Raw genomic sequence first — 13,220 nt, forward strand, 5'->3', positions numbered from 1 at the left:
TATTGCGCTCGACTTGAGATTTGCCCCTCACCCTGGCCCTTTACCGAGGGAGAGGGCCAGGGTGAGGTGTTCTGGCTTAGTGCGCCCGATCCAGCCCCGCCAGCAATGCGCTGTCGTGGCTGTAGATATCCGGCGCATAACGCACCTGGCCGCTGCTGTCGACTTGCGCCGTCCAGTAAGTCATCAGGATCGGCACTGGCGCCGACAGGCGAAATTCATGGGTGGTACCGGTCGCCAGCAAAGTATCGGTACGGGCTTTTTCTGCCGGGGACAGCAGCAGATCGCGCAGTTGCAGCGGGTGCTCGACCCGCACGCAACCGGAGCTGAACGCCCGTGGGCCTTTGTCGAACAGCGCCTTGCTCGGCGTGTCGTGCAGGTACACCGAGAACGGGTTGGGGAAACGGATGACCATTTGCCCCAGCGGATTGCGCGGGCCGGCGTCCTGGCGCAGGAGGATGTTGCCGGGGTTGTCCCAGTCGATATCCGCCGCCGCCAGAGGCTGACCGTTGGCGTCGAGCACTTGCAGATTCTGGCGGCTGAGGAAGGTCTGGTCCTTGCGGATTTCCGGCAGTTTGTCTTCCTTCCAGATGGTCGGCGGTACGGTCCAGGTCGGATTCAGCGTCAGGCGGGTGACGCGGGATTTGAGCAGCGGCGTCTGGCGTTCGGCGCGGCCGACCTGGGTGCGGGTCTGCCACACCGGTTGACCGCCCTGATACAGCGTCAGCTCAGCGGCGGCGACATTGACCACCAGACCACTGGGCTCCATGTCCTGGGCCATCCAGCGGAAACGTTCGAGATTGACCCGCAACTGATCGCGGCGGGTCAGCGGGCTGATGTTCAGCTCGGCAATGGTGCCCGGCCCGACCACGCCGTCAGCCTGCAACGAATGGCTGGCCTGAAAGTGTTTCACTGCCTCCACCAGCACGTCATCGTAGGCGTTGTCCGGCGTCACCAGTGCATGTGCGAGATAGCCTTCGCTGTACAAGCGTCGGGCCAGTTCCGGCACGCGCGGGTCTTCCATCGCCGGGCGCAGCAACGGGCCGCTGCCGACCGGCTGCCATTGCGGCAAGGCTTGCAAGCGTTGCGCGGCATACAACTGCCGCAGGCTCTGATATTGCGGCAGATGCGGGCGCGCCAGGTTGAACGCCGCAGCAATATCGTTCATGCCCGGCACGGCAATGCTGAGCAATTGCGCCTGACGATCGGTTGGCGGGCCGTCGACACGCCACAGCGGTTCGAAATGCGATTGCAACAGACGGCCGTAATGCAGATCCTGCAAGGCCTGCAGATAGTTGCGGCTGATGTCGATATCGGCACACAACTCGCCATCCTGCGGCGGCGTTGTGGCCACGGCGTAGCGATTCGGATTCAACCCATCATCGGCCAACAGCTGCAATTGCGCGCGCAATGCCGGCAAGCGTGCCGACTCACTCGCCCACACCGGCATCCAGTCCTGCTGTTCATAAAACGCCTGCAATTGGCTCAACGCCGGGCCATTGAGGCGCGGAGCGATCGCCGGGCACGACTGCGCCAGGCTGATCAAAACTGCCTGCAACGGGCTGCGCGGCTCGACCGGCAATTGCGTTTCAGGCGTCGGCAGGGTTTCGAGCGGGGGCAGCGGCTCATCGGCGCAAGCGACAAACGGCGCAGCGAGCAAACAAATGCTCAAGTAGCATGCGTACTTTTTGAACAACTGCTTTACTCCAATCCATGGCCGTCCAGATGACGGTCAACCTTACATCAGGTGCGCTGAACAGTCAGGCTCGAACCGCGAGCCTGCGGGTATTGACTGGGAGTCAGGAGCCAAAGTGCCGTTTATGTAGCAAGTTGAGGACACTTTATAAAATGTTGACGTTTTTGCGCCGACTTCTGTTGAGCACCGCGACCCTTGTCGCCGTGACCAGCCCAGTATTTGCCGCCGGCAAGCCATCGCCGGTTCTCTACAACAGCCTCGCCCACGCCGCGCCGGAACTCAATCCCCAAGCGCTCAAAGGTGCATTGAGTGCCATGCAATGCGCGGTCAACAACGGCGCCAAACCCTCGCGACATCTGGCGATCATCGATTATTCGCAACCGTCCACCGAACGGCGTTTGTGGATCTTCGACCTGAGCAAACAGAAGCTGGTGCTGCGCGACCTGGTTGCCCACGGTTCCAATTCAGGGGAAAACTTCGCCACGCAATTTTCCAACCGCGAAGGCAGTTACCAGTCCAGTCTCGGCCTGTTCCGCACGCAGGAAAGCTACGAAGGCACCCACGGCTACTCGCTGCGCATGGATGGTCTGGAACCCGGTTTCAATGATCTGGCCCGCGATCGCGCGATCGTGATTCATGCTGCCAGTTACGTGAACCCGCTGTGGAGCAAGCGTCAGGGGCGTATCGGCCGCAGTCAGGGTTGCCCCGCCGTGCGGCCGCAGATCGCCAAACAGGTGATCGATCGCCTGAAGAACGGCCAGTTCATGTTTTCCTGGTATCCGGATCAACGCTGGTTGCAGAAGTCACCGTATCTGAACTGCCAGCCGCAGCAGGTGGCGAGCATTCTCAACACCCACGCCAGTTAACGCGCGTCGCCTCCGGCGGGTTTGTAGAAGAGGAACCTGCCGGTCTGCGCCGTGTTGCGATAGGCCTTGGCCCAACTCGGGTGCACGCCGCGATCATGAAAATACAGGGCACCGCGCGTGCGGTCCTTGAGCTGACGGTTCAACGCCTTGCCGGCGATTTCCTTGGCCAGCGCGTATTCGGCGTCTTCCTTGACCTGATCGGGCCTGCCATCGCACCACCAGGAAAACTGGCAGTTGCCGCTTTCCGAACCTTGCTTGACCACCGCGCATACCGTGTCGGGAAAGCCGTCATGGCCGAGGCGATTCATCACCACGCTGGCGACGGCTTCCATTTCCGGGGTGTCCTTGCCCTTGGCTTCCCAGTAAATACTGCGCGCCAGACAGGTCAGCGGATCGTCCAGCGGCGCGGCGCCGGCCGGGTCTACCGCCTGAGCTTCGGTGGGGGTGATGGCCTCGGATTTCGGCGCCGGAGCAGCGCTGACTTTATCCGCCGCTTTCTCTTCAAGCGCCTCGGCTTTCTGTTCGGCCTTGGCCTCGATCGGCGCCTGCGCCCCGGCCCATGCTGCACCGGTCAAAAAAATCCACAACAAACCGCCCGCCAAGCCTTTCGATCCCATGTCGATTCTTCCGTCAGCGCCCGCCCGGGGCAAGATGTTACGTCGGTGAGACGCCCGGTTTGCGGGGTCTTCGCAGAGTGTAGCGAGCAAATGCGCGGCCACACCAGCGCAGAAAAAATCCGCCGCAAAGAAAAACACATTCACTCACCGGGGGCCTTTCGCGCATCATGGGCGCATTCAGCTCAAGGGAGATTTCCATGCGCTTCATGCCGTCCGTTTTGCGTTGTGCCGCATTGTCGCTGGGCGTGGTGTTCGCCACCTCGGCGCTGGCCGCCGATGAACTGCAATTGATCGAGTCGATCAACAGCTATCGCAGCCAGCCCCAGCGTTGCGGCACGCAGGCGTCAAACGAGTTGCCACCGCTGTCGGCCGATCCACGGCTGCGCCTGCCGGCCAGCGGCGCGGTTGATCTGCAGCAGGCCATGACCAGCGCCCACTACCCGATGGTCAACGTGCAGGCGATCACCCTCAACGGCCCGCGCGATGCGGCGTCAGCAATGAAGGCGATTCAGGAAAGCTTCTGTCAGGTGGTGCTCGATCCGCAGTTCGTCGATATCGGTGTCAACCGCGTTGACCGCGACTGGCGCATCGTCCTCGCGCGGCCGTTGCTGACGGCGAAACTCGGCGATGCACAAAGCGAAGGGCAAAAGCTGCTGGCGCAACTCAATACCGCGCGCAGCCAGGCGCGCCAGTGCGGCGGCCAGTCCTTCGCGGCGGCAGCACCGCTGGCGTGGAACGCCACGCTGGGCACTGTCGCTCAGGATCACAGCCGCGACATGGCCAACAACAATTACCTCGACCACAAGGACCGCGACGGCCGCACGCCGGGCGACCGCGCCGAACTGTCCGGTTACAACGGGCAACTGGTCGGTGAAAACATCGCCGCCGGGCAAGACACCGTCGGCAAGGTCGTCGACGGCTGGCTCGCCAGCCCCGGGCATTGCGCCAATCTGATGAATCCGCAATATCAGGAACTGGGCGCCGCCTACGCGACCGACCCGAAAAGCAACGCCGGCATTTACTGGACGGCAATGTTTGGCGCACCGTAAGGCATCATCGACGCCGTCAATCACTCGGTCAGCCAGAGTGATTGGACGGCGTGGCGAGCGCAGCCTACCCTGCGCGATCTGCGCCCGCTGACGGCGCTCCACATCCACGAGGCGAGCCCATGACACAGCGTGAATTGATCGATGGTCACAACCGCCGCGTGGATTATCTGCGTCTGTCGGTGACCGACCGCTGCGATTTTCGCTGCGTCTATTGCATGGCCGAGGACATGCAGTTCCTGCCGCGCCAGCAGATCCTCACCCTCGAAGAGCTGTTCCAGGTGGCGCAAAGTTTCGTCGCCCTCGGCACGCGCAAGATCCGCCTCACGGGTGGCGAGCCGCTGATCCGCCCCGGCGTCGTGCAACTCTGCGAACAGATCGCCGCCCTGCCCGGCCTGCGCGAGCTGTGCCTGACCACCAACGGCTCGCAATTGGGTCGACTGGCCAGGCCGCTGTTCGACGCCGGGGTCAAGCGCCTGAACATCAGCCTCGACAGCCTCGATCCGCAGCGCTTCAAAGAGCTGACCCGCACCGGCGATCTGGCGCAGGTCATCGACGGCATCGATGCCGCACGTGCCGCCGGGTTCACCCGCACCAAGCTCAACTGCGTGGTGATGCAGGGCCGCAACGATCACGAGATCAACGATCTGGTCAGTTTCGCCATCGAGCGTGATCTGGATATTTCCTTCATCGAAGAGATGCCGCTGGGCGCGATCGCCGAACACAGCCGCGCCGAATCCTTCTACTCCAGCGCGCAAGTGCGCGAACGCATCGCCGAACGCTTCACCCTGATCGACTCGACCGAATCGACGCAAGGGCCGTCGCGCTACTGGCGCGTGGCCGAGGCGCCGAACATTCGTCTGGGCTTCATTTCGCCGCACAGCCACAACTTCTGCGGTACCTGCAACCGCGTGCGCCTGACCGTCGAAGGTCGCTTGCTGCTGTGTCTGGGCAACGAGCATTCGATGGACCTCAAAGCGGTGTTGCGCGCCCATCCCGGCCACCCGGAACGCCTGGAAAACGCGATCATCGAGGCGATGAAACTCAAGCCGTATCGACACAATTTCGAAGTCAACGACGACGTGCAAGTGGTGCGTTTCATGAACATGACCGGCGGTTGATTCGCCGCGCAACCGGGACCGCGAGATGATCGTCAGACCGAGACCCAATCAGTTCGCCGTGCTGTTCACCCTTAGAGGCTCGATCGCCAAACGCATCGCCGTGCGCACCTTGATGCTGACACTGCTGGCGGCAGCGATTGTGCTGATCGAACTACTGGTGCCGAGCTACTTCGCCCAGATCAATTCGACACCGTTCACCCTGCTCGGCCTGTCGCTGTCGATTTTCCTGAGCTTTCGCAACAACGCTTGTTACGACCGTTGGTACGAGGGGCGCAAGGCCTGGGGCGAGGTGCTGTTGCGGGTGCGCGCGGTGATGCGCGAAACCCAAGGCCTCGATGACACCCGCCTGCGTGCACAACTGTTGCGCAACCTGTGCGGTTTCGCCCATGCGTTGAATGCACGGCTGCGAGGAGACAGCGAGGAGCAGGCCAGTGCCGACTGGGTCAGCCCGCCGATCGATGGGGCGGCGCCGGATCACTGCGGACAGATCCTTCATCAGCTCGGGCGCCAGTGTTCCGAGCTGGAAACGGCCGGTGTGCTGTCGCCATGGCGTTATCAATTGCTGGCCAATCACCTGACCTGTCTGAGCCAGGCCCAAGCGGTGTGCGACCGGATCAAGAACACACCACTGCCCTTCCCTTACACCCTGCTGCTGCACCGCACCATCTACCTGTTCTGCCTGCTGCTGCCGTTCGCCATGGCGCAATCGCTGGGTTGGTTGACGCCGCTGTTCACGGCAATTGTCAGCTACACCTTTTTCGGCTTTGACGCGATTGCCGATGAACTCGAAGACCCGTTCGGGCGCGATGAAAACGATCTGCCGACCGATGCACTGGTGCGCACCCTGGAGCGCGATGTGCTGTACGAACTGGGCGTCTCGCCATTGCCCCCCGCGCCGGAGCCGGACGACTACGTGCTGCGCTGAATGGCTCAGCGGCAAACAACGAGATGGCCCGGCGCGTCCGCTCGGGACCGAGGTGCGGCCATTCGCGAGCAGGCTCGCTCCCACAGTTGAAATGCATTCTCCTGTGGGAGCGAGCCTGCTCGCGAAAAAGGCAACTCGGTCAATTAGCCCAAACGGTGGAAAGCGCCACCGACGAATCTTCCGTTTACACGCGCGCGAATTCCCCCTTACTATCCGGGCACACCGGTCGCCGGGCCTGCCCAGCCGCCGACGCTTTCCGCCAACGGAAACACGCGTTATGAGTACGTCACCACAACAACCCCAAAGGTTGCACGTCTCTGCTGTACGCGCCCTCTGCAACAGGGGCCGCGTATGAACCGCATCGTCAATCTGCCCATGGCCCTGCGCCGCTCCAAGCTGCGTCACTCCGCACGCCCGCCGGATATCGCCATTCCTGCCTGATCGCGTGAGCTGAAACCGCGACAGTCAATTTCCCGATTTTCCTGATATCCCTGCCGGGACACTTGCGCCTTCTTGTCGCGTCGTGTCCGGCCGAATCTGCGCGCCTGTGCGGCGCCATCGTGAGTGATTTGCCATGAAATTCGCAGCCATCGAAGACGCACGCCTGTTCCTCGAACAGAACCCCGATATCGACATGATCGAACTGTTCATCCTCGACGCCAACGGCGTGCCGCGCGGCAAGCTGTTGCACCGCGAAGAACTGCTCGCCGTATACGAAAGCGGTCGACCGCTACCGAGCACCATCCTCGGCCTGACCGTACAAGGCGAGGACGTGGAAAATTCCGGGCTGGTGTGGGACGTCGGCGACATCGACTGCCGCGCCTATCCGCTGCAAGGCAGTCTGGTGCGCCTGCCGTGGCGACAGATTCCGACCGCCGCCGTGCAGGTCAGCATGCACCCGAGCGAGGGCCTGCCGGCGAGCATCGCTGACCCTCGGCACCTGCTGATCAAGGTGATCGACGGACTCAAGGCCGAGGGTTTCCACCCGATCATGGCCTGCGAGCTGGAGTTCTATCTGCTCGATGCCAAACGCGACCACAACGGCCGCCCACAACCGGCGCTGGACGCCGACGGCGGGCGACCGCGACACACGCAAGTCTACGGTTTGCGCGAGCTGGAACAGATCGAGCCGTTCCTCGCCGACCTCTACAGCGCGTGCAAACTGCACGGCATTCCGGCGCGCACGGCGATCTCCGAATACGCGCCGGGTCAGGTCGAAATCACCCTCGAACACGGCGATGCGCTGGAGGCGATGGATCAGGCGGTACGCTACAAACGTCTGGTCAAAGGCGTGGCGCACAAGCACGGCATGCAGGCGACGTTCATGGCCAAGCCGTTCGATGATCTGGCCGGCACCGGCATGCACATGCACGTCAGCCTCGACGATGCCGAGGGGCGTAATCTGTTCGCCTCTGAAGACCCGGCCGGCACGCCACTGTTGCGCACGGCGATTGGCGGCATGCTCGCCTCCCTGCTTGATTCGCTGCTGCTGTTCTGCCCCAACGCCAACTCTTACCGGCGTTTCCAGGCCAACAGCTACGCGCCACTGGCGCCGACCTGGGGCGTCGACAACCGCACGGTCAGCCTGCGCGTACCCGGCGGCCCGGCGCCGACACGACACATCGAACACCGCATCTGCGGCGCCGACGCCAACCCGTATCTGGCAGCGGCGGCGATCCTCGCCGGCATTCATCGTGGCATTCGTGAAGAGCTGGATCCGGGGGCGCCGGTCGAGGGCAATGGTTATGCCCAGGCGAAAGAACTGCTGCCGACCGATTGGCTGACGTCGTTGCAGGCGCTGGAAAATTCCACGTGGGCACGAGAGGCATTGGGGCAGGAATTCCTTGGGGTGTATCTGGCGGTAAAGCGTGCCGAGTATCGGCAGTTCATGGCTGAAGTGGGTGAGCAGGATTGGCGGTGGTACCTGACCGAGGCTTAACGATCCGACACCGAACCTGTGGGAGCGAGCCTGCTCGCGAAGGCGTCATCACATTCAACATTTTGGGTGACTGACACACCGCTTTCGCGAGCAGGCTCGCTCCCACAGGGAATGCACTTCGAACCTGAATTTTTTGTGGACCCTGACATGACCATTCGCTGCAATTCCTACTACACCGCCACCCTCAACCAGGACACCGACTACCCGACCCTGCAAGGTCGGCACAAGGTCGATGTGGTGATCATCGGCGGCGGTTTCACTGGCGTCGCCACTGCCGTCGAGCTGGCGGAAAAAGGCCTGAAAGTCGCCATCGTCGAAAGCCACAAGATCGGCTGGGGCGCCACCGGACGCAATGGCGGGCAAGTCACCGGCAGCCTCTCCGGCGACGGCGCGATGCGCAAGCAGATGCGCGCGAAACTGGGCGATGACGTGGACGATTTCATCTGGCATCTGCGCTGGCGCGGGCATGAAATCATCCGCGAGCGCGTCGAGAAATATGGCATCGAGTGCGACCTCAAACACGGCCATCTGCACGCGGCGTACAAGCCGAGCCACATGGTCGATCTGCGCAAGGATTACGACGAAGCCGTGCGTCGCGGATTAGGCGATGAAGTGAGCCTGCTCGACCGCAGCCAGGTTCGCGACCTGCTGCAAAGCGAGCTCTACCACGGCGCAATCAAGAACACCCGCAACATGCACCTGCACCCACTCAACCTGTGCATTGGCGAAGCACGCGCAGCCGAAAGCCTGGGTGCGCTGATCTTCGAGAACAGCGAAGTGCTGGAGATCATTCACGGCGACACACCTGGCGTGCGCACCGCCCACGGCCAGATCGACGCCAGTCAGGTGATGCTCGCCGGCGATGTCTATCACAAGCTCGAACCGGGTCAGCTCAAGGGCAAGATTTTCCCGGCCATGGGCGGCATCGTCACCACCGCGCCGCTCGGTGCTCTGGCAAAACAGATCAACCCCGAAGACCTCGCCGTGTACGACTGCCGCTTCGTCCTCGATTACTACCGGCTGACCGCCGACGGCCGTTTGCTGTTCGGCGGCGGCGCCAACTACAGCGGCAAGGATTCGCGCGACATCGCTGCGGAACTGCGCCCGTGCATCGAGCGCACATTCCCGGCGCTCAAAGGCGTGCCGATCGATTACCAGTGGAGCTGCGCGATGGGCATCGTCATCAATCGCATCCCGCAACTGGGCAAGCTTTCGGACAACGTCTGGTATTGCCAGGGCTACTCGGGACATGGCATCGCCACCACGCACATCATGGGCGAGATCATGAGCCGGGCAATCACCGGGCAAATGGAGCAATTCGACACTTTCGCCGCGTGCCAGCACATTCGCGTGCCAATGGGCGACCTGCTAGGCAATCCGTTGCTGGCGGCGGGGATGTGGTATTACCAGATGCTCGAGCGGTTGCGCTGATCCATTACCTGTAGGAGCTGCCGAAGGCTGCGATCTTTTGATCCTGCTTTTAAAAATCAAAATCAGAAGATCGCAGCCTTCGGCAGCTCCTACACAGTCATTTATTCACTGCAGATCCCCTGTGGGAGCGAGCCTGCTCGCGAAGAGGCCCTCAAACCCCACACAAAATTCAATCCGGCAACTGCTCCACTACAATCCCCAGCCGCCGATAATCCTCGACATTCGCCCCCGGATGCCGCTCGGTAATCAACGTATGCAGGCGCGTACACGGCGCCACCACAAACGGCTCCACCGCGCCCAATTTGTCCGCCGTGGTCACCGCAATCACCCGCGTTGCGCTGTCGAGCATTGCCTGTTTGATCGGCACTTCATCGAAATGCAGCGAGGTGATCCCGACCTCGGGATGAATCGCACACACCCCGGTAATTGCCAGATCCGCCTTGATTCCCGCCAGCAGTCGCAGCGCTTCCTGACCACTGGCCGACATCGAATGCGGATTCAATTCACCGCCCGCCAGAATCACTTTCACGCCCTTGTATTCGGACAAGGCAATCGCCGTCAGTGGGGAAGCGGTCACGGCGGTGATGCGGATATCGGACGGTAACGCGCGCGCCACCTGCAAGGTGGTCGAGCCGGAATCGAACAGCACAATCTGCCCATCCTCGATGTGCTGCGCCGCCAGTTGCGCCAGGCGCACCTTGACCTCGTCGGTCTCATCCAGACGGGTGAAGTAATCCTTGCCTGAGTCCTTCGGTCGCGGCAACGCCCCGCCATGCACGCGCTGCACCAGCCCGGCGCTGTCCAGTTCGGCAAGGTCGCGGCGGATGGTGTCTTCGGAGACTGCGAAATGCTGGCTCAGCTCAGAAGCCATGACCTTGCCGTCACGTTCGAGAAGCAAAAGGATTTTCTGCCGACGCAGGGACGGCAATTCAGCGATGGAGTGATCGTGCATGGTTGTGCCTGTTTGTGCTTGTAGTTGCAGGTTTCAGCGACACTAGCGAAAGTCTCAGGCAAATACAAACGCAGCGGCTATCAATGCTTTCGACCATTGGAATCAACACGGCGAATTTTTTCTTTGCGTTGCGCCTGTTCACAATGGCCCCACTCTTAAAAGCTCAGGATGAACAGCCCATGAATCTCAATTTCGCCTTCGCCTGCATGATTGTCGTGTCGTTCGCGGTTGCCTTGGGCCACGCCTGAAAAAGCGTTAAACCGAGGCCAGCAATTGCTCACGAAGCCATTTATGCGCCGCAGCCCCCCTGGGGGAAAGGGCTGGGGTGAGGGAAATGGATCTGATTGAAACGCCGCAATCGCCAGGCAGCACTGGCTTGCTTCAAGTTTCCTGGCGCACCCGCCTGACCTGCACCAACAACGCCGGCGCAAAATGCAGCAACACCATCCGGCTCAAGTGATGCGTCAGGATAAACACCACATTCAGCCCGCCGCCAAAAGCGACAATCGCAATCGTCTCGATCGCGCCCGGCATGTACGCCAGCCACAGGGTCAGCGGATCAGTGCCCAGCCAGCGCGCAGCCACCTCGGCAAACACCGCTGCAACGACGATCATCAAACCCACCGAGACCAACGCCGTGCGCCCATGCCGCGCCAGCTCTGCGATGCCGAGTCCCTGAAAACGTGAGCCGATGCGCACGCCAAGAATCAGTGCGGCCAGGTTCAGGCTCCACTCCGGCATGTGAAAGCCGTGCAGCCATCCCGACTTCACAAATACAGCGGTGATGATGATCGCAGTGAGCATGAACGGCGCCGGGACGCCGATCAGCAACAACAGGCGGCCGAGCAATACGCTCAAAGCGATGACTGAGCACGCGGTCAGCGCCATGCCTGTGGTCAACGGATCGCTGGCGACTTCAGCCACCGCTGCTTGCCCGGGAATGAGCAAACTCACCAGCACGGTGATCAACAGCAGTCGCATCAGATGCACGATGATGACTTTGCTCGAAGCCTTTTCCGACTCAAGCAAATCGAACACTGCGGCCAATGCGCCGGGATACACCGCCAGCAGTGCATCGGTACGGTTCCAACCGGCGCCGCGTGTCAGCCACCATCCGGCGAGTGCGATTTGTACGCTCAGGCAGATCAGCAATACGCCAAGGCTGGGCAGCATCGTCGTCGCCGTTTCGCTGTCCCATGCTTCGAACATCAGCCCGGTGGCGATGCCCAGCGTGACCTGGATGTAGCCCAGTCCATAAGGAGTTGCCGGGGCGATGCCGGTTTTACTGGCAAACAACGCAGTAACGACAATCGAGCCCAACAGCAAGCCGTGAGGCACGCCTTCAAACTGCAACAACGCGCCGAAACCAGCCGCAAGCAACAAGCACACAATGGATTTCATAGTTCGCCTTCCTGGCTATTTATCTGACACACCACCAGTCCCTGGTAGGAGCTGCCGAAGGCTGCGATCTTTTGGGACGCAGAGCGTCCCCGGCTGCATTCCCACGCAGAGCGTGGGAACGATCAGATCGCAGCCTTCGGCAGCTCCTACAGGGGAATTTCATTCCTAAGCGCGAAGGCGTGCAATCGCCCGCCGATATTTCTCGATCCGCTCCAGATCCTCCCAACTCGGCGAGGCGATCCGCGAGATATCGCTGTTCTCTTCCAGATCCGCCAGCTTCACCACCCGGCCGATCGGGTTTTGCGCGGCACGATCGACAAAGTCCTCGTAGGACTCGCCGGGCACTTTGGTCACTGCCGCAATCGCAGCCAGCACCTCTTCGCTGAAGCCTTCCCCACGCAAATCATCCAGACTCAGCCCGCAATCCTCGACCACATCGTGCAGCACAGCGACGATGCGCTCCTCCAGCGTGTGCATGCGCAACATGACTTTCAGCGGATGCAGAATGTACGGCGCCCCGCCCTTGTCCACCTGCCCAGTGTGGGCCGTGGCGGCAATGGCGATAGCGCGTTCGAGGGTTTGGGCCATGGGAATCGAATCCTGCGCTGAATGTTTCTGATTGTTGCGCAGTGTACGCGAAGATCGCGCAGCGCAAAGCCGATTGAACCTTGCCCGCCCTCGCCGCCTCGAAACCAGACAAGCGCCAAATCACCGATCAGACGCGGCGCCATTGGAGAGGAATTGCCGATGAAAACCCGACTGCTGCTCCTGATCGCCACGTTCGCCATCATCCCCACCTGCGTCATGGCCGAAGGCTGCGACGTGCAGACCCGCTCCTCCAGCGCCTCGGTGCCGGCGGTGGAAACCCATAGCTGCTATGAATACGACGGCATGCCCGTGGACTCCATCAACTGGTCCTGCAGCAACGAAAGCAAGGACACCCTCAACGCCACCAAGAAAAAAGTCGATCGCTGCGACGACCACTACCAGGCCACCTGCACCGCCCGCCTCACCCAGGAATCCCTCGCCAACCCGCACTCGACCAGCAAAGACAAAAGCGCCAAACCGCTGAACATGCCCGACAACGCCAAAGTCACCACGTATTACTACAACGGTGAGCACCTGGCGCAGGCGAAGATTGATTGCGAAAACAGTGGCGGCAACTGGAAGGCTAAATAGCTTCGGTTATCGAGGAATGCCTGATAGCAAGCCCGGCTTGATGCCGGGCT

12 protein-coding genes are annotated in these 13,220 nt (G+C 61.6%); 7 read left to right on the forward strand and 5 right to left on the reverse strand.

What is annotated here, in order from left to right:
- Positions 1–76 precede the first annotated feature (76 nt).
- Positions 77–1,693 (reverse strand): L,D-transpeptidase family protein, encoded by a 1,617-nt coding sequence (locus tag FEE99_RS20750; protein WP_041480904.1) that lies wholly within the window; start codon positions 1,691–1,693, stop codon positions 77–79.
- A gap of 152 nt (positions 1,694–1,845) precedes the next feature.
- On the opposite strand from FEE99_RS20750, the gene FEE99_RS20755 reads away from it, so the two are divergent.
- On the forward strand, positions 1,846–2,559 hold the full coding sequence (locus tag FEE99_RS20755) for a murein L,D-transpeptidase catalytic domain family protein (RefSeq protein ID WP_041480906.1): 714 nt from the start codon (positions 1,846–1,848) through the stop codon (positions 2,557–2,559).
- Here the strand turns inward: FEE99_RS20755 and FEE99_RS20760 are convergent.
- Positions 2,556–3,176, reverse strand: coding sequence for a cell wall hydrolase (locus FEE99_RS20760; protein WP_041480907.1), 621 nt, complete (start codon positions 3,174–3,176; stop codon positions 2,556–2,558). The two genes, FEE99_RS20755 and FEE99_RS20760, sit on opposite strands and share 4 nt — an antisense overlap.
- A gap of 197 nt (positions 3,177–3,373) precedes the next feature.
- Between FEE99_RS20760 and FEE99_RS20765 the strand changes: the two genes are divergently transcribed.
- From FEE99_RS20765 to FEE99_RS20785, 5 genes are all read left to right on the forward strand, one after another.
- Positions 3,374–4,225, forward strand: coding sequence for a CAP domain-containing protein (locus tag FEE99_RS20765; RefSeq protein ID WP_041480909.1), 852 nt, complete (start codon positions 3,374–3,376; stop codon positions 4,223–4,225).
- Between the two features lie 119 nt (positions 4,226–4,344).
- Positions 4,345–5,343, forward strand: a complete 999-nt coding sequence (gene moaA, locus FEE99_RS20770; protein ID WP_041480911.1) for a GTP 3',8-cyclase MoaA — start codon at positions 4,345–4,347, stop codon at positions 5,341–5,343.
- A 25-nt stretch (positions 5,344–5,368) separates the two neighbouring features.
- Positions 5,369–6,268: a bestrophin family protein gene (locus tag FEE99_RS20775; RefSeq protein WP_041480913.1), complete on the forward strand. Its 900-nt coding sequence runs from the start codon at positions 5,369–5,371 to the stop codon at positions 6,266–6,268.
- Between the two features lie 574 nt (positions 6,269–6,842).
- Positions 6,843–8,207, forward strand: a complete 1,365-nt coding sequence (locus FEE99_RS20780) for a glutamine synthetase family protein (RefSeq protein ID WP_041480914.1) — start codon at positions 6,843–6,845, stop codon at positions 8,205–8,207.
- A gap of 147 nt (positions 8,208–8,354) precedes the next feature.
- Positions 8,355–9,638, forward strand: a complete 1,284-nt coding sequence (locus FEE99_RS20785) for an NAD(P)/FAD-dependent oxidoreductase (protein ID WP_041480955.1) — start codon at positions 8,355–8,357, stop codon at positions 9,636–9,638.
- 169 nt (positions 9,639–9,807) lie between these two features.
- Here the strand turns inward: FEE99_RS20785 and FEE99_RS20790 are convergent, their stop codons facing one another.
- The 3 genes from FEE99_RS20790 to FEE99_RS20800 all read right to left on the reverse strand — a co-directional run bounded on the left by FEE99_RS20790 (position 9,808) and on the right by FEE99_RS20800 (position 12,579).
- Positions 9,808–10,590, reverse strand: a complete 783-nt coding sequence (locus tag FEE99_RS20790; RefSeq protein ID WP_041480916.1) for a DeoR/GlpR family DNA-binding transcription regulator — start codon at positions 10,588–10,590, stop codon at positions 9,808–9,810.
- 381 nt (positions 10,591–10,971) lie between these two features.
- Complete coding sequence (locus FEE99_RS20795; protein WP_041480920.1) at positions 10,972–11,991, reverse strand: AbrB family transcriptional regulator; 1,020 nt, start codon at positions 11,989–11,991, stop codon at positions 10,972–10,974.
- A gap of 165 nt (positions 11,992–12,156) precedes the next feature.
- Positions 12,157–12,579, reverse strand: a complete 423-nt coding sequence (locus FEE99_RS20800; RefSeq protein ID WP_041480922.1) for an HD domain-containing protein — start codon at positions 12,577–12,579, stop codon at positions 12,157–12,159.
- A 159-nt stretch (positions 12,580–12,738) separates the two neighbouring features.
- On the opposite strand from FEE99_RS20800, the gene FEE99_RS20805 reads away from it, so the two are divergent.
- A complete protein-coding gene (locus FEE99_RS20805; RefSeq protein ID WP_041480924.1) occupies positions 12,739–13,170 on the forward strand; it encodes a hypothetical protein in 432 nt (143 codons plus the stop codon).
- The last annotated feature ends 50 nt before the right edge of the window (positions 13,171–13,220 follow it).

Source organism: Pseudomonas sp. ef1 (assembly GCF_007293365.2).
In the GTDB taxonomy this organism is placed as follows: Bacteria; Pseudomonadota; Gammaproteobacteria; order Pseudomonadales; family Pseudomonadaceae; genus Aquipseudomonas; species Aquipseudomonas siliginis.